The 26,110-nt window shown below is 71.7% G+C and carries 24 protein-coding genes and 1 riboswitch; of the genes, 4 read left to right on the top strand and 20 right to left on the bottom strand.

The window, feature by feature from the left end:
- Nucleotides 1-133: 133 nt before the first annotated feature.
- The 5 genes from OG623_RS33235 to OG623_RS33215 all read right to left on the bottom strand — a co-directional run bounded on the left by OG623_RS33235 (nucleotide 134) and on the right by OG623_RS33215 (nucleotide 6,472).
- Nucleotides 134-1,711, bottom strand: coding sequence for a purple acid phosphatase family protein (locus OG623_RS33235; protein WP_406151312.1), 1,578 nt, complete (start codon nucleotides 1,709-1,711; stop codon nucleotides 134-136).
- Between the two features lie 106 nt (nucleotides 1,712-1,817).
- Nucleotides 1,818-3,035, bottom strand: coding sequence for a cytochrome P450 (locus tag OG623_RS33230; protein ID WP_406151311.1), 1,218 nt, complete (start codon nucleotides 3,033-3,035; stop codon nucleotides 1,818-1,820).
- A gap of 119 nt (nucleotides 3,036-3,154) precedes the next feature.
- Nucleotides 3,155-4,357, bottom strand: coding sequence for a glycoside hydrolase family 6 protein (locus tag OG623_RS33225; protein WP_406151310.1), 1,203 nt, complete (start codon nucleotides 4,355-4,357; stop codon nucleotides 3,155-3,157).
- Between the two features lie 114 nt (nucleotides 4,358-4,471).
- Nucleotides 4,472-5,671 carry a PP2C family protein-serine/threonine phosphatase gene (locus OG623_RS33220; protein WP_406151309.1) on the bottom strand — a complete coding sequence of 400 codons (1,200 nt, stop codon included), beginning with the start codon at nucleotides 5,669-5,671 and terminating at the stop codon, nucleotides 4,472-4,474.
- A gap of 24 nt (nucleotides 5,672-5,695) precedes the next feature.
- Nucleotides 5,696-6,472 (bottom strand): GNAT family N-acetyltransferase, encoded by a 777-nt coding sequence (locus tag OG623_RS33215; RefSeq protein WP_406151308.1) that lies wholly within the window; start codon nucleotides 6,470-6,472, stop codon nucleotides 5,696-5,698.
- Nucleotides 6,473-6,885: 413 nt separating this feature from the next.
- Here OG623_RS33215 and OG623_RS33210 point away from each other — a divergent pair, with 413 nt between their 5' ends.
- The 3 genes from OG623_RS33210 (at nucleotide 6,886) to OG623_RS33200 (ending at nucleotide 10,545) form a co-directional block, all read left to right on the top strand.
- Nucleotides 6,886-7,758: a SigB/SigF/SigG family RNA polymerase sigma factor gene (locus OG623_RS33210; protein WP_406151307.1), complete on the top strand. Its 873-nt coding sequence runs from the start codon at nucleotides 6,886-6,888 to the stop codon at nucleotides 7,756-7,758.
- Nucleotides 7,759-7,957: 199 nt separating this feature from the next.
- Nucleotides 7,958-9,319: a bifunctional o-acetylhomoserine/o-acetylserine sulfhydrylase gene (locus OG623_RS33205; RefSeq protein ID WP_406151306.1), complete on the top strand. Its 1,362-nt coding sequence runs from the start codon at nucleotides 7,958-7,960 to the stop codon at nucleotides 9,317-9,319.
- On the top strand, nucleotides 9,316-10,545 hold the full coding sequence (locus OG623_RS33200; RefSeq protein WP_406152116.1) for a homoserine O-acetyltransferase: 1,230 nt from the start codon (nucleotides 9,316-9,318) through the stop codon (nucleotides 10,543-10,545). The genes OG623_RS33205 and OG623_RS33200 overlap by 4 nt, the downstream gene beginning before the upstream one ends.
- Here the strand turns inward: OG623_RS33200 and OG623_RS33195 are convergent.
- Complete coding sequence (locus OG623_RS33195; RefSeq protein ID WP_406151305.1) at nucleotides 10,521-11,420, bottom strand: NAD(P)-dependent oxidoreductase; 900 nt, start codon at nucleotides 11,418-11,420, stop codon at nucleotides 10,521-10,523. The genes OG623_RS33200 and OG623_RS33195 overlap by 25 nt on opposite strands.
- Nucleotides 11,421-11,467: 47 nt before the next feature.
- A complete protein-coding gene (locus OG623_RS33190) occupies nucleotides 11,468-12,070 on the bottom strand; it encodes an adenosylcobinamide amidohydrolase (protein WP_406152114.1) in 603 nt (200 codons plus the stop codon).
- A 361-nt stretch (nucleotides 12,071-12,431) separates the two neighbouring features.
- Here OG623_RS33190 and OG623_RS33185 point away from each other — a divergent pair, with 361 nt between their 5' ends.
- Nucleotides 12,432-13,445: a PRC and DUF2382 domain-containing protein gene (locus OG623_RS33185; RefSeq protein ID WP_406151304.1), complete on the top strand. Its 1,014-nt coding sequence runs from the start codon at nucleotides 12,432-12,434 to the stop codon at nucleotides 13,443-13,445.
- Nucleotides 13,446-13,602: 157 nt separating this feature from the next.
- Here OG623_RS33185 and OG623_RS33180 read toward each other — a convergent pair whose 3' ends face one another.
- The 13 genes from OG623_RS33180 to OG623_RS33120 form a co-directional block, all read right to left on the bottom strand.
- The gene (locus OG623_RS33180) at nucleotides 13,603-14,391 is read right to left on the bottom strand and encodes an ABC transporter ATP-binding protein (protein WP_406151303.1); all 789 of its coding nucleotides are present in this window, start codon (nucleotides 14,389-14,391) and stop codon (nucleotides 13,603-13,605) included.
- Nucleotides 14,388-15,473, bottom strand: coding sequence for a FecCD family ABC transporter permease (locus OG623_RS33175; protein ID WP_406151302.1), 1,086 nt, complete (start codon nucleotides 15,471-15,473; stop codon nucleotides 14,388-14,390). The genes OG623_RS33180 and OG623_RS33175 overlap by 4 nt, the downstream gene beginning before the upstream one ends.
- The gene (locus tag OG623_RS33170; RefSeq protein ID WP_406151301.1) at nucleotides 15,470-16,537 is read right to left on the bottom strand and encodes an ABC transporter substrate-binding protein; all 1,068 of its coding nucleotides are present in this window, start codon (nucleotides 16,535-16,537) and stop codon (nucleotides 15,470-15,472) included. The genes OG623_RS33175 and OG623_RS33170 overlap by 4 nt, the downstream gene beginning before the upstream one ends.
- A gap of 30 nt (nucleotides 16,538-16,567) precedes the next feature.
- A riboswitch (cobalamin riboswitch) is annotated at nucleotides 16,568-16,755 on the bottom strand.
- Nucleotides 16,756-16,837: 82 nt separating this feature from the next.
- Nucleotides 16,838-17,008: a hypothetical protein gene (locus OG623_RS33165; RefSeq protein WP_406151300.1), complete on the bottom strand. Its 171-nt coding sequence runs from the start codon at nucleotides 17,006-17,008 to the stop codon at nucleotides 16,838-16,840.
- Nucleotides 17,005-18,855: an acyl-CoA dehydrogenase gene (locus tag OG623_RS33160; RefSeq protein WP_406151299.1), complete on the bottom strand. Its 1,851-nt coding sequence runs from the start codon at nucleotides 18,853-18,855 to the stop codon at nucleotides 17,005-17,007. The genes OG623_RS33165 and OG623_RS33160 overlap by 4 nt, the downstream gene beginning before the upstream one ends.
- 110 nt (nucleotides 18,856-18,965) lie before the next feature.
- Complete coding sequence (locus tag OG623_RS33155; RefSeq protein ID WP_406151298.1) at nucleotides 18,966-19,229, bottom strand: type B 50S ribosomal protein L31; 264 nt, start codon at nucleotides 19,227-19,229, stop codon at nucleotides 18,966-18,968.
- Nucleotides 19,230-19,377: 148 nt separating this feature from the next.
- On the bottom strand, nucleotides 19,378-20,241 hold the full coding sequence (locus tag OG623_RS33150) for an ABC transporter substrate-binding protein (RefSeq protein ID WP_406151297.1): 864 nt from the start codon (nucleotides 20,239-20,241) through the stop codon (nucleotides 19,378-19,380).
- A gap of 5 nt (nucleotides 20,242-20,246) precedes the next feature.
- A complete protein-coding gene (locus tag OG623_RS33145) occupies nucleotides 20,247-20,939 on the bottom strand; it encodes a GNAT family N-acetyltransferase (RefSeq protein ID WP_406151296.1) in 693 nt (230 codons plus the stop codon).
- A 48-nt stretch (nucleotides 20,940-20,987) separates the two neighbouring features.
- On the bottom strand, nucleotides 20,988-21,893 hold the full coding sequence (locus OG623_RS33140; RefSeq protein WP_406151295.1) for a YihY/virulence factor BrkB family protein: 906 nt from the start codon (nucleotides 21,891-21,893) through the stop codon (nucleotides 20,988-20,990).
- A 109-nt stretch (nucleotides 21,894-22,002) separates the two neighbouring features.
- Nucleotides 22,003-22,320, bottom strand: a complete 318-nt coding sequence (locus OG623_RS33135; RefSeq protein WP_406151294.1) for a cupin — start codon at nucleotides 22,318-22,320, stop codon at nucleotides 22,003-22,005.
- Nucleotides 22,321-22,352: 32 nt separating this feature from the next.
- Entirely contained in the window at nucleotides 22,353-23,990 is a 1,638-nt protein-coding gene (locus tag OG623_RS33130; protein WP_406151293.1) for a glycoside hydrolase family 13 protein, read from the bottom strand.
- Between the two features lie 123 nt (nucleotides 23,991-24,113).
- A complete protein-coding gene (locus OG623_RS33125; protein ID WP_406151292.1) occupies nucleotides 24,114-25,061 on the bottom strand; it encodes a carbohydrate ABC transporter permease in 948 nt (315 codons plus the stop codon).
- Nucleotides 25,062-25,076: 15 nt separating this feature from the next.
- Nucleotides 25,077-26,039: a carbohydrate ABC transporter permease gene (locus tag OG623_RS33120; RefSeq protein ID WP_406151291.1), complete on the bottom strand. Its 963-nt coding sequence runs from the start codon at nucleotides 26,037-26,039 to the stop codon at nucleotides 25,077-25,079.
- Nucleotides 26,040-26,110: the final 71 nt, after the last annotated feature.

Genomic DNA, 26,110 nt, shown 5'->3' with positions numbered 1-26,110 from the left:
GTACGAACCCATGCGGCCAGTGTAACCATGCCCGGGCGCCCGCACCGGTGATTTTCCGGCGGCGGGCCACCCCGCCCGGTGCGGGCGGGCCCGGACGGTGTACGCCCGCACCCGCACCGGCGCGTCGGGGTGCTCAGCCCCGGCTGATCTCGAAGTGGTCGACGCGCTCTCCGGACTCGGCGAGCGCCGTGACCTTCATACGGGCGTTCCGGCCGGTCTCCACCTCCACCGCGAGGAACGAGAAGCCGGTGTAGCGCACCCGGGACCACTCGACGGTCTCGGTCGCCTTTCCGCCACCCTTGACCACGTGGTAGGTGTCCACGCTCTCCGTGTCCGAGAGGTGGCCCTCGTAGCTGTCGGGCGCCGGGAAGTCGTACAGCGCCTTGCCCGCGCCGCCGGCCGTGACGTACACGATGCCGTCCCGGGTCGGGTCGGTGCGCTCGCCGATCGGGACCGCGCGCCGCACCGTGTTCTTCAGGATCGCGTCGGTGCGCTCGTAGACGTGGTTGTGGCCGTTGATGACCAGGTCGACCTGGTGCTTCTCGAAGAGCGGCACCCAGGCGTCACGCACTCCGCCGTCGGAGGCGTGCGCGTTGGTCGTGGAGAACGCGCAGTGGTGGAAGAACACCACGAGGAAGTCGATGTCGTGCCGGGCCCGCAGCTCGCCGAGCCGCCGGTCCAGCCAGCGCGTCTGCTTGCCGTCGCTGATACCGAAGTTGGCCGGGATCTCGTACGAGACGTCGTTGGCGTCGAGTGCGATCACACCGACGTTCCCGTGCGTGAAGGAGTAGACGCCGGGCAGACCGACCGGGTCGGGGCCGTTGTCCGGCAGGGTCCAGCGGGCGTTCTGGCCGCCGTAACCGTCCGGTGAGTACCAGGCCTCCATGTCGTGGTTGCCGGTCGTCACCATCCAGGGCACGGTCTTGGCAACGGTCTCCGTCTGCGCGAGGAACTGGTCCCAGGTGCGGGCGTCGTAGACGTCGTCCTCCTGTCCCGAACCCGACGGGTCGGCGTAGCAGATGTCGCCCGCGTGCAGGTGGAAGGCGGGGTGCTGACCGAGGATGAGCTGGTCGTTGCCGAGCGCTTCGTAGCTGACGCCCTGGTCGCCGAAGGCCGTGAAGGTGAAGGCCTCGGCGCGCGCGGGCGCGGTGGTGAAGGTGCCGAGCGTGCCCAGGTTGCGGGTGTCGGCCGGGTCGAAGCCGTCGTGGCCGACGCCGTAGTAGTAGGTCGTGCCGGGCTTGAGGCGCTCCAGGGCCGCGTGTACGTAGAACTGTTCGGCGGCCGCGATCTTGCCGTCGTTGAGCAGAGGCGTCGTCAGGTTACGCATCTCGGCGTCGATCCTGCGGCTGAGTGTCCACGGCTTGAGCCCGATCCGGATGTAGGGCCGCTTCACCGCGAAGGGGACCTGCCAGGAGACCGTCATCTGGCTCTTCGTGTCGGCCCCGTACGCGAGGTGCCGGCCGAAGGGGGCGACCAGCGAACCGTCCACCCGTGTCGAGCTCGGGCGCGAGGTGACCGCGTCGTGCGTGGCGGCATACGCCGGCTGGGAGGCGATGCCCGAGGCCAGACCGGTGCCCGCGACGGCCGCGGTGGCCACGCTCGTGCGGAGCACACCGCGCCGGGTGAGCCGGCCGCGCAGGTACTCGTGCTGCTCGGCCATGCTCATGCGGCCGGCGAGCTTCTCGGGGATTCCGAAACGGGGGATGTCCATGGCCGAAAACATCCATGGGATTCCTGACCGCAGCCCATCGGATAGATGAACGCTACACGTACAAGATCCCATGAGTCCCTATGGTGAACACGGGGTGTCGTGGAACTCAGCCCACCCGCACGGGCAGTGTGCCGAATCCGTAGGCGATGAACGACTCCACCTGGGCGGCGGGGACGTCCGGATCGGCGAGCCTCAGGGCCGGGAAGCGGGCGAAGAGCGCGGGCAGGGCGATCGACGCCTCCAGGCGGGCCAGCGGGGCGCCGACGCAGTAGTGCACTCCGTGGCCGAAGGCGAGATGGTCCTTGTCGATCCGGGTGGGGTCGAAGTGGTGCGCGTCCCCGCCGTGGCGTCCGGGGTCGCGGCCCGCGGAGGCGTACGTCGCGAGGATCGCGTCACCCCGGGCGATGGTGATCCCGTCGTGCAGCTCGATGTCGTCGACGGCGTACCGCAGGGGGAGGTTGGCGATCGACGGCGCCCAGCGCAGCGTCTCCTCGACGACCTCGCTCCAGGCGATGTCGCCGGCGAGCACCCGGGCGAGGTGGTCCGGGTGGGTGAGGAGGGCGTGCACGGCGTTGCCGATGAGGTTGACCGTGGTCTCGTGGCCCGCGCCGATGACGAGGAGGAGGGTGTCGAAGAGTTCGTCCTCGGTGAGGCCCGAGCCCTCCTCGTCCCGTGCGGCGATCAGCGCACTGGTCAGATCCTCCCCGGGCTTCCGTCGCTTGGCCGCGACGAGCCCGGCCAGCAGGGCGTGGACCTCCTGCCAGGTGGCGAGGGCCTGTTCGGGTGTGACGGTGGTGTCCATGACCTCACCGACGAGCCTCGCCGTGTCCGCCCTGCTCCCGGCCGGAACCCCGAAGAGCTCGCAGATGACCTCCATGGGCAGGGGGTGCGCGTAGGCCGCCCTGAGGTCCACGGGACCTTCGGCGGCCCGCTCCGCCATCGCGTCGAGGAGGCGGGCGCCGATCTCCTCGATACGGGGGGCCAGCGCATCGGTGCGGCGCTTGGTGAAGGCCGGGGAGATGAGTTTGCGCAGCCGCCGGTGGTCGGCGCCGTAGGCGGTGAACATGTTGGTCACGCCCACCCAGGTGTTGACCCAGGTCTCCCGGAACTTCCCCTCGATCCAGGCGGGCCAGTGCCGGTCGGGGTCCTTGGACACCCGGTCGTCGGCGAGCAGCTGCTTGAGCACCTGGTGCCCGGTCGGCGCCCAGGCCGTGATTCCGCCGGGCAGTTCGACCCGCGCGACGGAGCCCTGGGCGCGCAGGGCGTCCGCTTCCCCGTGGATGTCGCGGCCTGCGGGGTCGATCACGACGGAGTGCTGTCCCATGGGTAACTCCTGTGTGTGGGGGCCAGGATGGGACGAGCGTACGGCCGCCCGGGTTCATGATCCAGGCCGTCCGACGGCACGGCTGTGCCGTCGGACGGCCTGGATCATGGGAGCGGATGTCAGAACAGCGGGGGCTCGGCGAACCTGACGAGCTCCAGGGCCTGTTCGGGGAACCAGTCACCCGCGGCCGGGTCGAGCGTCCCGCGCTCCGGGTCCTCGGGCCCCTCCGTCCCGCGCAGGCAGAGACCGTCGGACTCACCCGGGATCTTGATCCACAGACGTGCGTCGTGGAGCGGGTCGCCGGTGCGGGTGGTGGGACGGGCGCCCAGGCCGCGGTCCGGCGGGTTGCACCATTCCTGCGGGTCGGTGTACGTGTCTGCGGGCGGGGTCCAGGTGCCCTGGCCGTTGCGGCTGGAGTCGGTGATGAAGTGCTTCATCCGGGCGGGGTCGGTGTCGTCATGGGCGTCGAGCCAGGCCTGGGCGTCGGCGCGCGGCCAATTCTGGTCGGGGCAGTCGGCGGCGTCGCCGCCCTTGTCCACGTAGGCGAGGCAGGAGGAGATGAGCGTGCCGTACCAGGCGCTGTCCTCCTCGGTGAAGTAGTTGGAGGCGTTGGTGTAGAAGCCGGTGGCCCGCTCCACACCACCTTCCACGAGACGCGGCACGATGCTGGTGACCGAGTGCCAGCCCGGGTGCCCGGTGTCGAGGTAGACCTTGGTGCCTGCGAGTGGCTCCAGTGTGTCGACCGCGTAGTTCACCTCGGTGTAGCGGGCCGCGGTCTTCGTGCCCTCCGCGTCGTCCTGCCCGCAGTCGGCGGGGAGCAGGGCGAGGGAGTCCGGCTCCAGGACGACCAGCGCCTCTCCGTCCCCGATGCCCCGGGCGACGGCGTCGATCCAGTCGCGGTACTCCTCGGTCGTGGAGGCGCCGCCGCCGGAGTAGTTGGCGCAGTCCCGGCCCGGGACGTTGTAGAGGGCGAAGGCCGGGACGGAGTGCTGTCTGCCGGCCTCACGCACGACCCGTCCCGCCTCCTTCTCGACTTCGGCGGGGCTCTGGTCGCCGAACCAGACGGCGTGCGGCGTACGAGCCATGGCCACGACTCCGGCGGCGTCGCGCACCTTGCCATGGCGTACGAGGTCCAGGGCCTGGGTGTACGCGCCGGGGTTGGCCTCGGGGGCGTACAGCCGGTCACCGCCGCTGCCGGTGCGGGTCGCGGCGGTGGTCCGCGCATCGTCCACGGGGCCGGCGGCGGCCGTCTGCACGGTCAGCAGAAGGGCTGCCGTACAGGCGAGAGGCAGGGCTTTCAGCAGGGTGGTTCCGGTGCGCATGGGTGTCCGTCCCTCTGTCGCGGCGAACGTGCGGGAGCGCTCCCATCAGACGATGCGGGAGCGCTCCCATGAGGGTTCCCGAGGGGCATGTATGCGTCAAGAGTGGTGCGGGTGTTACTTCGTGCCGCCGTTCACCGGGGACTCCCCGAGGTACTCCTCCGTGCTCCCGCCGTGCGTCGGTCTGCTCAGGACCAGCACGGCCACGTCGTCACGGCGTACGCCCCCGGAGAAGGTCGCCAGGTCGGCCTGGAGGGCGTCCAGAACCGCGTCGGGCTCGCGCCCCACCCATCGGCCGAGCCGTTCGTCGAGGGGGTAGAAGGCGCCTTCCGCGTCGCGCGCCTCGGTCACCCCGTCGGTGAAGACCAGCAGCGCGGCGCCCGGGGGAAAGTCGATCCACTCGGCGGCGCGGGCCTCGCCGCCGAGATCCTCCATGCCCAGCGGCACGGACGTCCGGCGCAGGATGACCTTCGACGCCTTCCCGTCGTGCAGCAGCCGTGGCGGCAGATGACCGCAGTTGACGACCCGCACCCGGTCGCCGCCGTCGAAACCCAGCAGCAGGGCGGTCACGAAGCGCTCGGTCTCGCCGGACTCCGCGGAGAATTCGTTGTGCCGGACGACCGCGTCCTCGACGGCCTCGGCCACGGCGGTGAGCTCGGGCTCCCTCACGGCCGCCTCCCTGAACGCGCCGAGCGCCGCGAAACCGGCACCGATGGCCTGCAGCCCCTTGCCCTGCACATCGCCGATGATCACGCGCGTCCCGTGGGGCGACTGCACGACCTCGTAGATGTCACCGCCGACGAAGCGGTCCTCCTCGATCGGCTCGTAGAGGCCGTGGGCGCAGACCTGCCGTGTGGTGACGGGGAGCGGGCGCAGGATCTGGCGCTGGAGCGCGACGGCTGCCGTGCGCAGTCTCGCCACCTCGTTGGCGTGCCGGATCCGCGCGACACAGGCGACGACGCCCAGTCCGCAGGCGAGGGCGGAGAAGCCGATGAGGAAGACCACGCCCCAGAATGCCCCCGACCAGATGAACCGGGAGCCGATGACCACCAGCATGACCCATACCGCCACCACGGTGGTCTGGCGGACCGTACAGAAGACGGAGGCCAGCGCGGGCAGTACGACCATGAGGGGGACGAGCGGAAGCTCGCTGTGGGTGAGTGCGTCGAGGACGACGACCACGGCGGTCAGGACCAGGAGCCACAGCGCGAGCGCCCAGTTCCCGATGCGGGGGGCGCCCGCATCGGCCTCCTCCTGGTATGTGCCGGGCAGCGGCGCTCTGTGCGCCGCTGACGGGCGCCCGAGTCCCATGACCACGGCACGCCTCCCGCTTGTTCGTCCCTAGTGCCCCACGTGTTCCAAGCTACCCGTACCCCGGCCCCGGGGCCTGGCGTCGGCATGCGGCTCCACCTCCGCCGGCACCAGGGCGGAGAGGAACGCGGTCCTGCGGCGCAGGGCGAAGCCGAGGGACTCGTAGAGCCGGATGGCGGAGGTGTTCGACGCGGCGGCGTGCAGGAAGGGCGTCTCGCCCCGCTCCCTGATGCCGTGGGCGACCGCCCTGATGAGACGGGTCGCGAGCCCCTGGCCCCGCACCGAGCTGTCGGTGCACACACCGCTGATCTCGGTCCAGCCGGGCGGGTGCAGCCGCTCCCCCGCCATCGCGACCAGGACCCCGTCGCGGCGGACACCGAGATAGGTGCCGAGCTCGACGGTGCGCGGCAGGAACGGGCCGGGGCGGGTGCGCTCGACCAGGTCCAGCATCTCCGGCACGTCGGCCGGGCCGAGGAGCACGGTCTCCGGGTCGGGGGCGGCTTCCACGGACTCGTCCACCAGCTGGACGCCCTCGGCCTGGAAGACGATCTCCCAGTCGGACGGCGGGGGCTCGCGGAAGGCGGTGAGCGTGACGGACGCGCCGGGGCCCGCGAGCGCGGCGACATCGGCCCAGTCCTGGGCGTCGGGCGCCTCGGGCAGAGCGAGCCAGGGGGTGACGTCGGGGCGGTAGCGCAGGATGCGGCCGCGCCGCTCGGCGAAGTGGGCGTGCGGACCGGTCAGGGAGGCACGGGCGGGGTTGTCCAGCGGGTGGGGCGGATCGGCGGACAGGGGTGTGGCCTCGGGCATGGACTCTCTCACTCCGGTCGATGTGCGGGCGGCGACAGAGAGGGAAGGCTGATCCGCGCGTGCGTATTCCCGGGCCGCCGGTCCGTTCACACACCCGCAATCGAAGTGCTCCGGCGTGCACCACCCGGCGGCCGGTCCTGCGAATCGTGCATCACTACGTGGGTTACGCCCCCAACCGGCGTCGGGCTGTGGCACTCTGGAGATGACCGCCCCACCGGGCTCCCCCGTACCGGTGGGGCGGTTCTGTGTGCTCCCACAGGCCGGGCTCCGCCGTCGCGGCCCGGAGGGCGGCCGTTGCCCCTCCCGCCGTCTTCGGCATGAATCCGGCTCAAATCGTCCCCCTCCGGCATGAGTTGCCGAGAGGCGGGCAGGCGATTACACCTCACGGCACACCATTCGAGGAGCGTGACGGGATGACCGCGCACACTGCACAAACCGCCGACGCGGGACGAGCAGGTGCTCCGGCCCGGCTTCCACGGATCGAGGACGCCGGGCAGGTCGCACCCCAGGACGCGCGGAAGCTGTCGAAGCTCTTCTTCGACCGCCTGCGGGTGATCGAGGAGGGCACCCCCGAGTACCAGTACGCCCGGAACACCCTGATCGAGATGAACCTGTCGCTCGTGCGGTTCGCCGCCGGACGCTTCCGCAACCGCGGCAGCGGCGACATGGAGGACATCGTCCAGGTCGGCACCATCGGTCTGATCAAGGCCATCGACCGTTTCGACCTCACCCGCGAGGTGGAGTTCACCTCGTTCGCCGTGCCCTACATCGTCGGTGAGATCAAGCGCTTCTTCCGGGACACCACCTGGTCCGTACATGTACCGAGGCGGCTTCAGGAGTTGCGGGTGGATCTCGCGAAGGCGAAGGAGGCTCTGGCCGCCGACCTGGACCGGGACCCCTCGGTGCGGGAGCTCGCCGAACACCTCGGCCTCGACGAGAAGGAGATCACCGAGGGCATCGTCGCGGCCAACGGCTACACGGCGGGATCGATCGACCTGCCGGCCGACGCTGCGGAGCCGACGGGTCACGCCTCGGGCGGGCGCACCATGGCCGATGTCCTGGGCGAACCCGACCCCGCTATGGAGACGGTGGAGAACCTCCACGCGCTCGCCCCGCTGCTGGAGGATCTCGACGCACGCGAGCGCCGCATCATCGACATGCGTTTCGGCCAGGAGATGACACAGGCTCAGATCGGCGAGGAGCTCGGCATCTCGCAGATGCATGTCTCCCGGCTGCTCAGCCGCCTGCTCCGCAAGCTGCGCAGCGGCATGTTCACCCAGGACTGACGCACACCCGACGCCGGGCCGGCCCCCAGGGACGAGGGGCCGGCCCGGTGTGTCTGTTGCGGCCGCATGTCAGCTTCGTGGCCACGTGCGCGAACTGCTTCCGTCCCGGCGCGGACGGGCCCTACGGTCCGTAATCAGTACGCACCGCGCCGCCACGATGCTCCGCGGACATCCTCCGAACGACCGTGCGAGGTATGACATGAGCCAGCCCGTCGACTCCGTCACCGCAGGACACACCCCTGAGGACCAGGACCGGCAGGACGCCGGGGCCGCGTGGTCCTTCGAGACGAAGCAGATCCACTCCGGCGCGGTCCCCGATCCGACGACCGGGGCCAGGGCGGTGCCGATCTACCAGTCGACCTCCTTCGTGTTCAAGGACACCGCGCACGCGGCCGACCTGTTCTCACTGGCCGAGCCCGGCAACATCTACACCAGGATCCACAACCCCACCCAGGACGTCCTGGAGCAGCGGATCGCCGCGCTGGAGGGCGGGGTCGCCGCGGTCGCGCTGGCCTCGGGCCAGGCCGCCGAGACGCTGGCGCTCCTGACGCTGGCGGGCGCCGGGGACCATGTCGTCTCCTCCGCCTCCCTCTACGGCGGTACGTACAACCTGTTCCGGCACACGCTCCCCCGGTTCGGGATCGAGGTGTCGTTCGTCGAGGACCCCGACGACATCGAGGCCTGGCGGGCCGCCGTCCGGCCCGGTACCAAGGCCGTGTTCGCGGAGACGCTCGGCAATCCGCGCGGCGACGTCCTCGACATCCGGAGCGTGGCGGATGTCGCGCACGAGGCGGGCGTCCCGCTGATCGTCGACAACACGGTGCCCACGCCCTATCTGCTGCGGCCGCTGGAGCACGGCGCGGACATCGTGGTGCACTCCGCGACGAAGTTCCTCGGGGGCCACGGCACCACGATCGGCGGTGTCGTCGTGGACGGCGGCACCTTCGACTTCGGCGCGCACGCCGAGCGGTTCGCGGACTTCCACGCCCCCGACCCCAGCTACCACGGGCTGCGCTACTGGCCGGACCTCGGACACGGTGCGTTCGCCGTGAAGCTGCGGGTCCAGCTGCTGCGTGACCTCGGGCCGGCGCTGTCGCCGCACTCGGCCTTCCTGCTCCTCCAGGGGGTGGAGACGCTCAGCCTGCGTCTGGAGCGGCACACGTCCAACGCTCTGGCGCTGGCCCGCTGGCTGGAGGCCCGGGACGAGGTGTCGGCGGTGCACTACGCGGGACTCGGGTCGAGCCCCTGGTACGAGGCCGGACAGCGCTATCTGCCGCGCGGCGCCGGCGCGGTGCTCGCCTTCGAGCTGCGGGACGGGGTGGAGGCGGGAAAGCGGTTCGTGGACGCGGTCGAGCTGTTCAGCCATCTCGCCAACATCGGCGATGTACGGAGCCTGATCATCCACCCGGCGTCCACGACGCACAGCCAGCTGACCGAGGAGCAGCTCGCCGCCACCGGAGCGACCGCGGGCCTGGTGCGGCTCTCGGTGGGTCTGGAGAACGTGGACGACCTCAAGGCGGATCTGGAGGCAGGGTTCCGCGCCGCGAAGGCCGCGTCCTGAACCGCGTCTTCGAGCCCCCGGCGCTTCCCCTTCCGCCGGCTTCCGGAGGCCGGCGGGAGGGGGATCCGCCCGGCGGGCGCTCATGGGTGGCGCTCGACGGGCCGCTCGGTCTCGAGTCCGGTGCCACGCTGCCTGACGTACGACTGGCGTACGAGACCTGGGGGCGGCTCGCGCCGGACGGGGCCAACGCGGTGCTCCTCCTGCACGCGCTGACCGGTGACAGCCACGCGGCGGGTCCCGCCGGGCCGGGCCACCCGTCGGCCGGCTGGTGGGACGCGCTGATCGGCCCCGGCCGCGCCCTGGACACCGACCGCTGGTTCGTCGTCGCGCCGAACGTCCTGGGCGGGTGCCAGGGCAGCACAGGGCCCGCCTCCCTGCGGTCCGACGGTTCCCGCTGGGGCGGGGACTTCCCCCGTCTGACGATTCGTGACCAGGTGACGGCGGAGGTGTGGCTGGCGGATGCCCTGGGGATCGGCCGGTGGGCGGCGGTGATCGGCGGTTCGATGGGCGGCATGCGGGCGCTCGAATGGGCGGTGAGCCGCCCGGACCGTACGGGATCGCTGCTGGTCCTGGCGGCTCCGGCCGCGTCCTCGGCCGAACAGATCGCGTGGGGCAGCACGCAGATCGCCGCGATCCGCAACGATCCGGGCTGGCAGGGCGGCGCCTACCACGACGCACCGCCCGGCTCGGGCCCGCACCAGGGCCTCGGGCTGGCCCGGCGGATCGCCCATGTCACGTATCGCAGCGAGGCGGAGCTGGGGGCGCGGTTCGGCCGACGGGCGCAGCCCGGTGAACTGCCCGCGCGGGGCGGTCGCTACCAGGTGGAGTCGTATCTCGACCATCACGCGGCCAAGCTGGTGCACCGCTTCGACGCGGGCAGCTATGTGGTGCTCACCGAGGCGATGAACGGACACGACGTGGGCCGGGGCCGCGGAGGCGTCGCGCGTGCGCTGCGCGGGGCGGAGATGCCCGCCCTGGTCGTCGGCATCGATTCGGACCGGCTCTACCCACCGGCGCAGCAGGCGGAGCAGGCGTCGTTGCTGCCGGGCGCGGACCGCCTCCGGATCGTCGAATCCCCGTACGGGCACGACGGCTTCCTCATCGAGACCGATCAGGTGGGCGCTCTCGTACGGGAGTTGCTGCCGCCGGCCGCCGAACCGTGTCCGGGACGTGGTGAGACACCCGGTGACGGTGGTCCGGCCTACTCGGCGGGCCGGCCCGCGTAGTAGGTGGCGATCATGTCCTGGTCGCCGTGTCCGGCGGCCTCCGCCCGGGTGAACCGCTCGGCGGATGCGGCGACCAGGTCGAGGGTGACCCCGGACGCCTCGGCCGCCTCCAGGATCAGCCGGGAGTCCTTGAGCGCGGTGGAGAGCGCGAAGCTCGGGCTGAGGTCCCCGGAGAGCACCGCGGCGGACTTGGCCTGGAGATACGGGGTGTCCAGCGGGCCGCCCCTCATCGCGTCCAGGAAGAGCTGCGGGTCGAGCCCGAGGCCCTCGGCGAGATTCAGACATTCCGCGACGCCGTTGACCATGTTGATCACCCAGGTGTTGGCGACGAGCTTGAGCCGGGTGGCCGCCCCCGGCTCCTCCCCGACCCACACGGTGCGCTGTCCGATCGCCTCCAGGACGGGCTGCGCGGTCGCCCGGGCGTCGGACGGGCCGGAGACGAACACGGTGAGTGTGCCCTGCTCCGCGGGCTGCTTGGTGCCGGAGACGGGGGTGTCGAGGTAGACGAGCCCCAGTCCGGCGGCCCGGTGGGCGAGGTCGGTCGTGGCGTCGAGCCCGACGGTGGCGCTCTGCAGCCAGACCTGTCCCGGGCGCAGGCCGGGGGCCGCGGCGGTGAGGGTCTCCGCGACGGACCGGCCGTCGTTCAGGGTGGTGAGGACGACATCGGCTCCCCGTACCGCTTCCTCCGGTGTGTCCGTCACGACGGCGCCGTGGGCGGCCAGGGGTTCGGCGCGCGAGCGTGTGCGGTTCCAGACGCGGACCGGGAGCCGGTCCCTGAGCAGGCTGCGGGCCATCCCGGATCCCATGATCCCGGTGCCCAGGACCGCGACGGTCGGCGTACCGGATGCGGCGTCGGCGGGGGATGCGGTGGTCATGGGTGGGTTCCCTTCGTCGGTGCGGACCGGTTCCTCGACCGGAGGGCTCAAGACTGCCGCAGGGCGCCTTCCAGAACGGCGCTGTGCACGGCTCTGGCGAGTCGTGCGCCCCAGAGCGAACGCGGTCCTGCGAACGGTTCGCCGGGCCGCTCCCCCGGGTCGGGCGCGGCGACGCAGACCGCGTCCGTCGGTGTCCCCGAGCAGTCGAGTCCGGCCTCCAGCAGGCCCTGGACCTTCGCCTCGGTCGCGGTGGCCACGGCGTTGACCAGGGCGGCGTCGGAGAGTGCCACGGGGAGGGTGACGACGATGTTGACCGTCCCCGGGAGAGGTGGCCCCTCGGTGCCTTCGGCCGGGACGGCCGCCCACCCCCGTACGCCGAGACCGCTGGTGACCGTGGCGGTCGCGCCGCCGTCGTCGGCGACGGTGTGCGCGGTGACATCGGCCGCGGTCATCAGTCCCGCCCCGGGGCCGGACAGCGCCTCGGCCGCCGCGATCTCCGAGAGGTGCCCGGCGGGGTCGACGCGGGGGTAGCCACCGGGCACCTGGGCGTTCAGGATCCAGGCGCGCGGGCCGAGCCCGCCGCCGAGCACGGCGCTGCTGCACACCCGCCAGCCGGGTCCGAGCCGCCACACCAGGTGGTGCAGCCCGATGCCGTCCTCCTGGCGGGCCAGCAGCTCGCCGCGCTGCCGGGGCAGACGCGTGCTTACGGATCCGATGGCGCACCCCCCGTGACAGGCCTGCCGACGGTCGGCGGCAGCGCGTCGATCATACGGGCGGGCCGGTGCGCCCCGGCCGCCCCGTCCGGACCCCGGCTCACTCGAATGGCGTAATGGGCTCGCGGGGCGGATACCCGCGTGGAACGGGGCCACCGCCCCTCTCCGATGTCCTGGGCCGCTCGCCGGTCGAGCCGGGAAGTTGCACCGTCCATCCGGGTGAGGCGCGATGGAATCCGGACGCGCCTCCCCTGCTGGACCCACCCACAGGACGCGCCCGGGCGAGGAGGAATCGGCCATGGGAGCCGCTGACGGTTTCACGGATTCCGGAGAACTCGACGGTCTGACCGTCTACGACAGTGACGGGGAGAAAGTCGGCACAGTGGGGCGGGTGTACGTCGACGACGACACCGGCAAGCCCGACTGGATCACGGTCAAGACCGGCATGTTCGGGATGAAGGAGAGCTTCGTACCGCTGGCCGGAGCCCGCCGGGTGGGCTCCGACCTGCACGTCTCGCATCCGAAGGACCGCGTCAAGGACGCCCCCCGGGTGGACGCCGACGCGCATCTGTCCGTATCGGAGGAGGAGGAGCTCTACCGGCACTACGGGATGACCAGGAAGGCCACCGGCGGTGCGGGCGGCGACGCGCGCACGACGTCCGGGACCGGAACGGGAGCCATGGGTGCCGCGGGCGCCGCGGGTGCGGCGGGTGCGGCCGGAGCAGCCGGCACCGCCCGTACGACCTCCGGCGGCCAGGCGAAGGCCACCGGCACCACCGCCGGCGCGGGCACCACGGGTGCCGGCACGGGCAAGCACCGCGACACGGCCTCCACGACGTCCCGCCCGCTCGCCGGAGCCGGAGCCGAGCGGTCCGCCGCCGGTGCCGGCGGCGAGGAGATGCTCCGGTCCGAGGAGCAGCTCCAGGTCGGTACGGAGGAGTACGAGAGCGGAACGGCACGCCTGCACAAGTACGTCGTGACCGAAAACGTCACGCGGACGGTGCCGGTGTCCCACGACGAGGTGCGCGTCGTACGCGAGCCTCTGCAGCCGGGCGAGAAGGCCACGGGTGTGAAGGGGACGAACGATCTCGGCGAACAGGACGTCGAGGTCACCCTGCACGCCGAACGAGCCACCGTCCGCAAGGAGTCGGTCCCGGTGGAACGGGTCCGCCTCGAAACCAGCAAGGTCACCGAGCAGAAGGAAGTCTCCGCCGAGCTCCGCAAGGAGAAGATCGACTACGCGGACGGCAAGGACGACATGGGCAGCGACAAGGACATGGGCGGCGAGTTCGGCCAGGGACGTCGTCGCTGACCCCCTCACCCAGCGGCGAAAGGCCGCGCGACAGTAGCGAGGGGCGGACCCGGGTGGTTCACGGGCCCGCCCTTCCGTCGTAGGTCCGCTCTTTCGCCGTAGGTCCGCTCTTTATTCGTACGTCCGCCTTTTCGCCGTACGTCCGCCCCGTCTTCGCTCACCCCGGCAGGAACCGCACCGAGGGGCGCCCGTCGGGGCCTTCCGGCGTCACCACGGCGCGCACCCGGTAGACATCGGCGATCAGTTCCTCGGTGATCACCTCCGACGGCGTCCCGCCCGCGACCACCCGGCCGTCCTTCATGACGGTGACCCGGTCGCAGAACATCGCCGCCAGATTGAGGTCGTGCAGCGCGATCACCGCGGTGAGGGGCAGCGTGGTGACCAGGGAGAGCAGCTCCAACTGGTGCTGGATGTCCAGGTGGTTGGTGGGTTCGTCCAGCAGGAGTTCGCGTGGCTGCTGGGCCAGGGCACGGGCGATCTGCACACGCTGGCGCTCCCCGCCGGACAGGGTGTGCCAGGACTGGGCGGCCCGGTCGGCGAGTCCGGTGCGCGCAAGGGCCTCGCGCACCGCCTCCTCGTCCTCCGGCCCCGGCGACGACCAGGCACGCCGGTGCGGGATGCGGCCGAGGCGTACGACGTCCAGCACGTTCAGGTCGACCTGTGTGACCGCGTGCTGGTCGACGACGGCCACGCGGCGGGCCACACCTCTGCGGCCTGTTTCGGCGAGCGTACGGCCGTCGAGCGTGACGACGCCCGCACCGGGGGCGAGCACGCCGGCCATCACCCGTAGCAGCGTCGTCTTGCCGGAGCCGTTCGGCCCCAGGAGCCCGACGGTCGCGCCGGGTGGCGGGGCGATGCTCACCCCGTCGAGGACGATCCTTCCGCCGGCCTGCCTGGTGACCCGCGCGGCGCGCAGGCCGTCGCCGGGGGTGACGGTCCGGTTCACGCGCTCCTCCGTGTGCGGTGGAGGACCAGGACGAAGACGGGCACCCCGATGAGAGAGGTGACCACACCGACCGGGACCTCCTGGGGGTCGAGTACGGTCCTGGCCAGCGTGTCGACCCAGACCAGGAAGACAGCTCCGGCGAGCGCGGTCACCGGCAGCAGCCTCCGGTGCCCCGACCCGGCCAGTGCCCTGGCGGCGTGCGGCAGGACGAGGCCGACGAACCCGATGGCGCCCGCGGAGCTGACGAGGGCCGCGGCCAGCAGAGCGGTGGTGCACAGCAGCACGATCCGGGTGCGAGCGACATGTACCCCGAGGGCGGCCGCGGCGTCCTGGCCGAAGGCGAAGGCGTCGAGTGTGCGGGCGTGCCCGAGGCAGATCAGCAGGGTCACCGCCAGCACGGCGGAGCACATCCACACATCGGTCCAGCCGACCCCGCTCAGTGAGCCGAGCAGCCAGAAGAGCACCCCTCTGGTCTGCTCCGCGTCGGCCGCGGTCATCACGACGAAGGAGGTGATCGCGGAGAAGAGCTGCATGGCCGCGACCCCGGAGAGGACGACCCGGTCGGTGGATCCGCCGAGCGTGTGGCTGAGGATCAGGACCAGGGCGAACGAGCACAGGGCGCCGACGAAGGCACCGCCCGGGACCGACACCGCTCCTCCGCCCACGCCCAGGACGACCACCACGACCGCGCCGGTGGACGCCCCGGAGGAGACGCCGAGGACGAACGGGTCGGCGAGCGGGTTGCGCAGCAGCGACTGCATCACGGTGCCGCACACCGCGAGCCCGGCCCCGCACACGGCGGCGAGCAGGGTGCGGGGCATGCGCAGGTTCCAGATGATGCCGTCCCGGATCGGGGTGAGCCGCCCCTCGCCGATGCCGAGGTGCGAGGCCACCGCCGACCAGACGTCAGGGACGGAGATGCGGGCGGGTCCGATCGTGACGGCGACCGCGACGGACAGGAGCAGCAGGACGGTCCCCGCGGTCCACAGCAGCCCCTCGCCCAGGATCCGGGCCCTTCCCGCGGGCGGTGTCGCCGACGGCCGCTCCTCGCGTGCGCCGGGGACCTGTTCGGTCTTCGTCACCCCGCGAGTCCGAAGGAACGCAGTCCGGCCGCGACGCGCTCCACGCCCTCCACGGTCCTGATGGTCGGGTTCATGGCCTGGCCGCTGAGCAGGACGTAGCGCTTGTGCCGGACGGCGGTCATGTTCTTCGTGGCGGGGTTGGACTCCAGGAACTCGATCTTCTTCCGGGCGCTCTCGGCCGTCTCCGACTCGCGGGTCAGGTCGCCGATGACCAGCACGTCGGGGTCACGGTCGGCGACCGTCTCCCAGTTGATCTGGGGCCATTCCTCGTGCGAGTCGTCGAAGACGTTCTTCGCGCCGAGCTCCCGCGTGATGATGCCGGGTGCGCCGCAACAGCCCGCGAGGTAGGGGGCTTCGGCGTTGGCGAACCAGTAGAGCAGGGTGGTGCCGGACGCGTCGATGTCCGCGGTCGCCTCGTCGACCCGGTCCTGGAGGCCGGCCACCAGCTTCTCACCGCGCTCCGGGACGCCGAACACCTTGGCCAGATCGCGCACTTCGTCGTAGACGCGGTCCATGGCCAGGGGCTCGGAGCGGGAACCGTCGCCGCCGCCGCTGTTGTCCTTGCCCGCGCAGTCGGCGGGTGAGAGGTAGCTCGGTACGCCGAGATCATCGAACTGATCGCGTGTCGCGACGCCGCCCTTGCCGAGGATGGATTCGAACGAGGCGCTGACGAAGTCGGGTTCCTCGGCGAGGACTCTCTCGGAGGAGGGCTGGTTCTCGGCGAGGCGGGGCACGGTGGCTTCGTCCTTCTCCAGCCCCTTCATCACCGGGTCCGTCCAGGTCGCGGTTCCGGCGAGCCGGTCGGCGAGGCCGAGGGAGAGCAGGATCTCCGTCGATCCCTGGTTCAGGGAGACGGCGCGACGGGGTGCGGCGTCGACGGTGACCGTACGGCCGCAGTTCTTCAGCGTCACGGGGAAGCCGGCGGCGGCACCCGCGGCCCCGTCGGATGAGCCGCCGCCCGGGCCACAGGCTGCCAGGAGGGCGAGCGCGGCGGTGAGCAGGGCTGTGCGGCGTACGGCGCTGACTATGGGGAGCACGGAATCCTCGGCGTTCTCTGGGCTCATGCGCGAAGCCCGTTACAAGGGCCGCTTCCCGGTGCGGAAGCGGGTGCCAGCAGGTCTTCGGACTCGGGTTCGTCCGGGCGGAGCGCCTTCCCGGTGCACCCTGAGGTGCCCCAGTGGCCGTGGCCCCGCCCGTTCCCCTCACCGCTGCGCGTCAGCTCCGGATTCGCACCGGATTCCCTGACTCCACGTGGAGTGTGACTGGCATCCGCAAGCTATCACGTGGCGCGCCGACGGCCCCGGGCCCTCGGCGGTACGGCCGACGGGCGCCGCCGGCTCCGGGCCGGGCGCCCGTCGGGCGGTTCAGCGCTTGGGGTGAACCGATTCGCCTCCGTCCCTGTGCGGCTTCCCGCACCGGCGCGAGAGCACGGACGCCGTACCCCAGTAGGCCAGCAGGACGGCGCGCAGGCCCAGGGTCTCCAGCCGCTCGCCCAGGCGGCCGCACACCGGCCGCACCCTGCGTGGGGCGCTCATCGGGTGTTCGCCCGGCCGGTGTGCCAGGGGCCCCGGGGGTCGTCGTACGCGTCCGCGTAGCCCGGTCCCGCGATCGGCCAGTCCGCGAGCAGCTTCTCGGGCAGGGCGAAGGCGTCGGCCAGCTCGGGGGCGTGCGCGGCGACCGCCGCGAGGAGTTCCTCGGCGGCCTCCGGGAGTGCGTCCACCTGAGCGCGGCTCAGGAGACCGGCGGACAGCAGATCGCCGCTGTTGCGGGACACCCACTCGACGGCGAACAGCCGCTCCAGCTCCCCGACGCGGTCCCTGGCCTCCCCCGCGGGCAGCGCCGCGCGCGCCTCGGCGTAGGCCTCGGCGGCCTGCCGGTACGCATGGGCCTCGACCCCGCGCAGGGCCGGGCCCGAGGCCGCGTTCCAGCGTCCGAGTGTGTCCGCGTCGGGCGCGCGCGTCGCGCGGGCCCTGGCCCGGGCGAACCAGATGTCCTGGACGGCCGCCATGAGCCGGCCCAGGAAGCGCGGGTCGCTCAGCTCACCCGGCTCCGGGGCGGGGTCCTGGACGTCGTCGCGGCCCGGCTCGGCGGCGAAGAGCATGTCGGCCGCCGCCTTGGCGTACAGCGCGATGTTGTCGCCCTCCGCGGTGATGGCCCCCTCCACGCCTGTGACGAGTTCGGTCATACCGTTGTTCTCCAGCAGCGCCTGCGCGCCGCAGCGTTCACGGCTCTCGACGATGACGTCACGGGCCCGCCAGGTGATCCACGCCTTGGCGACATCGACGAGAATGCCCGCCTCTGCCCGCCCGTCCTCGTCCGTGCGGGCCTCCCACCGCTCCTGGGCCCGCCGGTGGAGCAGGCTCATGGCGAAGACCGTGGCCATGGCGGAGGCGAGCGGTCCGTGGTGGGTCCGGTGGGCGCTGACCGGCACCGGCGGTGCGCCACGGGTCCCGGAGATCATCCGGTGCCCGCCGTAGCGCACGGCGACCGCCAGGGTCGCCCTGGCCGAGCCCGCCGCGCAGGCGCTCATCGAGATGCGGCCGGGGGTCACCCGCCCGATCGAGGCGAGGAAGCGCCGTCGTCTGTCCCCGGGACCGGTTCTGAAGCCGCCCGGGGTTTCGCCCTCGTCGCCGTCTCCCAGCAGGGCGTCCCGCGCCACGAAGAGCCGGTCGAACGAGGTCAGGCAGTGGTCGACGGGGCTGCCCATCCGGGCGGGCAGCCGCCGCACCCGGACCCCGGGCAGCGCCCGTACGTCGTCGGTGAGGTGCACCAGGAAGAGGCGCACCCCGTGGTCGGATCCGTCGGCCACCAGGCGGGCGGCGACCAGGCCGGACTTCGCCCCGCCCGCCGGGCTCGTGTTGGGCATGAACTTCTGCGCGCCCGGGTTCGGGGTGTTGAGGACGAAGCCGTCCCGCTCACGGTCGTACGTCGCGGTGGTCTCCATCGCGGCCGCGTTGTTGCCGTGCGCCACCTCCGTACAGAGGAAGGTGCCGATGCGCCGCATCGTCAGATAGTCCGACAGATCACGGCGGCCGGTGCGGTCGTGGTCCAGGAGACTGCCGAGGAAGAGGTTGTAGTGGATGCCCGCCACGGTGGTCAGCGCGGGGTCCACCGGACCGAGCCAGGCGTGCAGGGCGGCCAGCGCGCGCGGATCGGCGGCCAGACGCGCTCCGCTGTCCAGGGAGAGGTTGAGGACCCGCAACCGGTCGTAGGCGAGTTCCAGCCGCTCCTCGGGTGTTCCGCCGGCGGGGCGGCGGAACGGTTCTGTGCTGATCAGCCGCTGCCAGAATCCGTGCTCGCGGCGGAATTCCGGACCGAGGAGGACGCCGGTCAGCAGTTCGGTGGTGGACGGTGGGACGGTGTCGGTCAGGGTCACGGTCATGAAGAAATCAACGACCGTGAGGGGGGCGAGGACACCGCTGGGCACGCCGGCCGGTCAGGGCGACATATGCCGGGACCCGGCGCGGCACACCGCCCTGAACGGCCCCCGGCTCAACCGGCGTCACCCTTGCCCTCGTCGCCGTAGCGCCGTTCGAATTTGGCGACCTGTCCCTCGGTGTCGACCACCCTGGCCCTGCCCGTGAAGAACGGGTGGCTCTCGGCGGAGATCTCCACATCGATGACCGGGTAGCTGTTGCCGTCGTCCCAGTCGATCGTCTGCTCGCTCGACGCGGTGGACCGGGTCAGAAAGGCGTACCCGGCGGAACGGTCACGGAAGACCACGGGACGGTACGACGGGTGCTTGTCCTGCTGCATCTCTGCTCCTGGAGGTACGGGGATCTCACGTCCCGGCTCCCGCCAGCCTCACCAGGTGCACACCCCCGCGCGATCCGGGACGTCCGTACGGAGCAGAGATATCAGCCGGTGCCGTCATCGAGGGGCGGCTCCGGCCGAGGCATCCTCTTCAATCTCCCGCCACCGCGTCCGCCACCAGCGAGAGGAACCGCGCCTGGGCCTGGGGGCTGCACAGCGGTTCCGGGTTCCACGGCGCGATCCGGGCGCCTGCTCCTGCGGCTTCCCAGGCGGCGATCCCGTCGAGCGGGACCGCGTTGGACCTGACGTCCGCCAGGACGATGTCGGGCTCCAGGGCCGCGGCGTCCGCCCAGTCGAGGGTCGCCCAGTTGACCCCGGCGCCGTCGGGCGGGGCGACGAGGCCGACCCCGAGCTCGGCCAGCACGCGCAGCTCGGGCCACATCTGGGGCCGGGCGACGTACGCCTGTTCCGGGCCGGCGGGCGAGAGGGCCAGCACCCTGGGGCCGCCGGGGGTGCTCGTGGCCGCGCGGAGCCGCTCGCGGGCGGCGTGCAGCTCGCCGGCGGCGGCCGGGACCGGCTCGCCGCCGAGCGAGCGGGCGAGGTCCGCGAACCGGTCGGCGACCCGGTCGAGGGTGCGCGCCTGGCCCACGTCGATCACGACGACCGGGACGCGCTCCTCCAGGTGCTTGGCGGTGTCCGGGTCAAGGCCGTAGAACTGGCCGTGGCCGTAGCTGACGGCGACGACCAGGTCGGGCCTGCCGCGTAACAGCGTCTCGACGTCCAGGGCGTCACCCGCGCCGCGGTAGTCCACGGTGTCCAGCGGGAGGGTGCCGGTCTTCGCCAGGTCGGGCTCGGCCCCGTCGTGCCCGGAGCCGAAGATTCCCTCCGGGCGTATCCCGTAGTCCCACAGTGTCGCTCCCGCCTGGACGTACGCGAGCACCCGGGACGGCCGGTGGTCCACCACCGCCAGCTGGCCCCGGTCGTCCGCGAAACTCCACGCGCTCTGCTCAGTCATGCCACTCACCCTTCCGAGCCGGCGGCCTGGGCCCTCTCCCGGGCTCGCCACCCACTACCTGCCCAGCCCATCGGCTCCACACCCGCCGTGGAGCGCCCCAAATATGTCAGTGGCCCAGGATCGGGTACGTCGATCGCCCGGAAGCCGAGCCGGTCGTAGAAGGCCCTGGCCGGGGTGTTCGCCGTCAGCATGGCCAGATGGACGGCCTCGGCCCCCTTCTGGTGCAGCGCGCCCAGGAAAGCGCCCATCAACTCCCTGCCGTGGCCCTTGCGCTGCCACGGCGGCAGCAGGTCGATGTGCAGGTGCGCGGGGTGTGCGTCCAGCTCCGGGAGGAGCATGCGCTCGGGGGTGTACAGGAGCGCCGTCATCGCCTCGGTGAGCGTGGCGGGTTCGCCCTGCGGCTCGGGGAAGCGGTCCGTCACCAGGGGGAGCCAGACCTCGCGGAAGGCCTCCACGAACCGCCGGGTGTCCGCGGTGCCCAGGACGTAGCCGACCGCGTGCCCCGCACCGTCGTCCAGGACGAAGACCAGGTCAGGTTCCAGGTGGGCGTAGGGCTCGGCGAACAGAGCGGGCATCAGCCCCGGATCGGGATGAAGACCTGTGCTGTCACCGCCGTTGTCGGCCGTGCGGACGCAGATGTCCGCGAGGGCCTCCCGGTCGGTGCGTCGGTAGGGGCGTACGTACGCGGTCCTGGTCATCGCCTCATCCTTCCCTTCTGGGAGCGCTCCCACAAGGCCCGGGGCGGCTCAGGGCGCCTCGCGCTTCTCGTCGTCCGCGCGGGCGAGTTCGACGTTGAACTGGACGCCGGTGAGGAGCGCCAGGTTGGTGAACCAGATCCAGATCAGGAAGACCACCAGGCCCGCCAGCGAGCCGTACAGCCGGCTGTAGCTGCCGACCCGGGTCGCGTACAGCGCGAAGCCCGCCGATGCGACCAGCCACAGGAACGCCGCGAGCACACCGCCCGGCAGAGCGCGGCGGACATGGCGTGCGGAGCGCGGGCCTGTGCTGAAGAGGACCAGGATCAGGCAGGCGACCAGGCAGAGCAGCACGGGCCACTTGAGGCCCTCCCAGAGCGTCTCGCCCGCCTGCGGAAGGCCCACCCTGCGTCCGAGCCAGCGCGCCAGGGGTCCGGTGAGCACGAGCGCGCAGGCGCTGGCCATCAGCAGCACCAGCAGCCCGACGGCGGAGACCACGATGACATGGGCCTGGCGCAGGGGTGGCCTCGTGTCCTTCATCCGGTACATGGCGTGCATCGCCCTGCGGAAGACCGCCAGATAGCTGGAGGCCGACCAGATGGCGCTCACGCTGCCGGTGGCGACGAGCAGCCAGACCGCGGTGCGCTGGTGGGTGGCCGCCTCCAGGGGCCGGCGCAGCGCCGCCCCCGACTCGGCCGGCGCGAAGGCCGTGATGTCGGCGATCAGGGCGTTCGTGGCGCCGGGGTTGGCCAGACCGATGACGGACACGGTGACCAGGAGCGCCGGGAGCAGCGCCAGGATGGCGTAGTAGGTGAGGGCCGCCGCCCAGTCGGAGACGTCGTCGTTCCACAGGGACACGGGGGTCCGGCGCAGCGCGGTGCCCCAGCGTCCGGGCACGCCGGGCTCTGCCGAGGGCGCGGTTCGATCCGCGACGGTGTCATCGGTCCTGCTGGGCACGTGCGTACTCCGGGGTCGAGAGAAAGGACGGACGCCGGGGACGTCCCATGACGGCCCGGCTGCTCCCTTTCTCTCATGCCTCGATTCCGCAGTCCTACTCCAGGTCGGCTCAGTCGTTGACCGCGGTGAGCAGCACGACCGCGTCCTCCAGGGCCAGCAGCCCGTGCCGCTCCTGCGGAATGGGGTGCAGTCCGCCCGCCACGAGGTCCACGTCCCCGGATCCGGCGGTGAGCCGGACCGCGCCGCGCAGCACCTGGAGCGAGGCGGCGGGCGGCGCGTTGTGCTCGTCGAGGGCGGACCCCGCGGTGAGCGCGATCACCGTCTGCCGCAGTGGTTCCTGGCGCAGCAGCAGATGTGCGCTGCGCCCGTGGGCGTTGGCGCGGGCCGCGGCCAGGTGCTCGTCGGCGAGAGCGTTGAGATCATCCATACGACCACTGTGCCGCAGCCCCCGCTCCCCCGCTATCGCTTCCCGCGCAGCCAGGCGGCCGTGTCGTCCGGCAGCAGGCCCGAGGGGTCCAGCGGCCCGCTGGTCAGCAGGATCTCGTGAGGGCTTTCGGGGAGCGGGACGGGGCTCCCGGAAAGGTTGACGACACAGATCAGGCCATGGGTCCGCTCGAACGCGAGCACGCCGGGCGCCGAAGGCAGCCAGTCGAGCCGGCCGCCGGCCGTCTCCTCGGGCGATGCGGCGAAGCCGGGTTCCTCGCGGCGCAGCCTCAGCCCCTCGCGGTAGAGGGTGAGCATGGATCCTGGATCCGCGCTCTGCCCGTCGGCGGCGTACGAGGGCCAGGCCGCCGGCTGCGGAAGCCAGGGTTCGACGGTGGATCCGAAGCCCGCGTGCGGCTGGTCCGCGGACCAGGGCAGGGGCACCCGGCACCCGTCACGCCCCGGGTCGACGCCGCCGGAGCGCAGATGCATGGGGTCCTGGATCCGGTCGCGGGGGATGTCGGCCTCCGGCAGCCCGAGCTCCTCGCCCTGGTAGAGGTAGACGGCGCCCGGCAGCGCCAGGGAGAGCAGGGCGGCGGCCCGTGCCCTTCGGGTGCCGAGTTCCAGGTCGGTGGGTGTGCCGAAGACCTTGGCCGCGAAGTCGAAGCCGGTCTCCTCACGCCCGTAGCGGGTGACCGTGCGGGTCACGTCGTGGTTGCAGAGCACCCAGGTGGCGGGGGCGCCCACCGGGGCGTGCTCGGCGAGCGTGTCGTCGATGGTGGAGCGCAGCAGCCGGGCGTCCCAGGGGCAGGCCAGGAAGTTGAAGTTGAACGCGGTGTGCAGTTCGTCGGGGCGCAGATAGCGGGCGAAGCGCTCGGAGTCGGGGAGCCAGACCTCGCCGACGAAGATGCCGTCGTACGTGTCGGCGATGGCACGCCAGGAGCGGTAGATGTCGTGGAGTTCGTCGCGGTCGATGTACGGGTGGGGATCGCTGCCCGCGGTGAAGTCGGGCAGGGCGGGGTCCTTGGCGAGCAGGGCCGCCGAGTCGATCCGTACGCCGGCGACGCCCCGTTCGAACCAGAAGCGCAGGACGTCCTCGTGCTCCTGGCGGACGGCGGGGTGTGCCCAGTTGAGGTCGGGCTGTCCCGGGGCGAACAGGTGCAGGTACCACTGTCCGTCGGCGAGCCTGGTCCACGGGGTGCCGCCGAATTCGGAGACCCAGTCGTTGGGCGGGATCTCCCCGTGGGCCCCGCGCCCGTCCCGGAAGTGGAACAGCTCGCGCTCCGGGCTGCCCGGGGCGGCCGCCAGTGCCGCCTCGAACCAGCTGTGCCGGTCGGAGACATGGTTGGGGACGATGTCGATGATGGTACGGATGCCCAGCGCTCGGGCCTCGGCGATGAGCTTCTCCGCTTCGGCGAGATGCCCGAAGGCCGGATCGATGGCCCGGTAGTCGGCCACGTCGTAGCCGCCGTCGGCCAGCGGGGAGAGGTACCAGGGGGTGAACCACAGGGCGTCCACGCCCAGTTCGACCAGGTAGGGCAGCCTGGCCCGTACCCCTGCGAGATCGCCGGTGCCGTCTCCGTCGCCGTCGGCGAAGCTGCGTACGTAGATCTGGTAGATGGCGGCGTCGCGCCACCACGGTGTGGTGGCGTCGGTCGGACGGTTGGCTGCCACGTGGCGTTCCTTTCGGGCAGGAGGTACTCCGCCCCGGCCCGGGCGCGGGGTGTGCAAACGGAGGGCCGCTGCGGCGGAGTGCTGGTGAAGACGGTGGGGTGGGGCAGGGTGGTGGCCCGGGTGTCAGCCCTTCAGACCGCCCGCGGTGAGACCGCTCATGATGTTGCGCTGGAAGATCAGGAAGATCAGCAGCGTCGGGATGGACGCGATGGTGAGCGCGGCGATGAGGACGTTCTCCGGGACCCCGTTGGACAGCGAGTAGATGCCGACGTTGAGGGTCTGCTTGCCCGGGTCGGGCAGGGTGAGCATGGGCCAGAGGAAGTCCTTCCAGACTCCGACGATCGCGAAGATGGAGACGACGCCGAGGATCGGCCGGGAGATCGGCAGGATGATGGAGCGCAGGGTGCGCAGGGGCGAGGCGCCGTCGATGGCCGCCGCGTCGAGGAGTTCACCCGGGATGGAGTCGAAGAACCGCTTCAGCAGGAAGATGTTGAAGGCGTTGGTGACCGAGGGCAGCCAGATCGCCCAGGGCGAGTTGAGCAGGTTGCGCTGGAAGATCGGCACGTCGAGGACCGTGAGGTACTGCGGTACGACCAGGACGGTCGCCGGGATCATCAGGGTGGCGAGCATCATGCCGAGGATGACCTTGCCGAAGACCGGTCGCAGCTTGGACAGCGAGTAGGCGGCGGCCACGTCGAGGACGAGCTGGAAGACGAGCGCCCCGAAGGCGTAGTAGAGGGTGTTGAAGAGCAGCCTGGCCAGGTCCATCACGTTCCACGCCTGGGAGTAGTTCTCCGGGTGGATCGAGGAGGGGAAGGCGGTGGGCGGGCTCTGCACGACTTCCTGGGTGGTCTTCAGGCCGCCGGTGACCATCCAGTAGAGCGGGCCGAGGAAGGCGAGGGTGAAGACCACCGCCACCAGGGCGAAGACGACCCAGTAGGCGGCCCTCCCCCGGGGCCGGCCGAGCTGGGCCGGTGAGATCAGGGTCCGCTGGCGGGCCTGGTCCGCGTCCCGGCGGCGGGCCCTGCCCTTGCCGGGGCCGCGCCGGGAGACAAGCGTGTTCGATGCCATCGTCGTGCTCCCGTCCTAGTCTTCGCTGCCGCGGCTGAGGCGTACGTACACCGCGGAGAAGCCCGCGAGGACCACCAGCAGGAGGAGGCCGAGTGCCGCCGCCGCGCCGTAGTTGTTGAAGTTGAAGGCGTACTGGTAGATGAGGTAGACGACCGTCGTGGTGGAGCCCTCGGGGCCCGCGCCGTTGGTGAGCAGGAACGGTTCGGTGAAGACCTGCATCGTCGCGATGATCTGCATGAGCAGCAGCAGCGACAGGATGAGGCGCGTCTGCGGGATGGTGACGTGCCAGATCTTGCGGAACAGCCCGGCGCCGTCCAGCTCGGCCGCCTCGTAGAGCTCGCCGGGGATGCCCTGGAGGGCTGCGAGATAGATCAGGGTGGCGCCGCCCATGCTCATCCAGGTGGACGCGATGACGACGGAGAGCATGGATGTGCTGGTGTCCTGGAGCCATTGCTGGGCGGGCAGATGGAAGAACTCCAGGATGCGGTTGAAGAGTCCGTAGCCGGGGTCGTAGAAGTACTTGAAGAGCAGGACCGAGGCGACCGGCGGCAGCATGACGGGCAGATAGACCAGCAGGCGCAGATACCCCTGGGCGTGCCGGAACTCGTTGAGCACGACGGCGACGACGAACGGGACCGCGAACCCCAGCAGGAGCGCGAGGACCGTGAAGAGCAGGGTGTTGCGCCAGGCCTGCCAGAACGCGGGGTCGTTGAGGACGTAGGACAGATTGGACCAGCCGGCCCACGTCGTCGTGCCGTTCTCGGTCTTCTGGAAGGCCAGGAGGAATTCCCTGACCATCGGATACCAGGAGAAGAAGGAGAAGCAGAGGACGGCTCCGATCAGGAAGCCGTGCGCCGAGATGTTGCGGCGCACGGCGCGCGCGAAGTCCTCGCGGCCGGAGAACCGCCCGGTGCGGGGTCGTTGCTGCCCGGGTGGCGGTGTGCTCGCCCTTCCGGTGGCCAGGGTGGGGGCCGACATGGTCTCTCCTCGGTGCCGGTTCCGGTCGCTCGTCGACGGGTGGTCCTGATGCGGGGCCGGGCCCGGCAGGC

It is taken from the genome of Streptomyces sp. NBC_01012, from assembly GCF_045162755.1.
Classification (GTDB): domain Bacteria; phylum Actinomycetota; class Actinomycetes; order Streptomycetales; family Streptomycetaceae; genus Streptomyces.
This window is presented reverse-complemented; position numbering and strand designations above follow the sequence as displayed.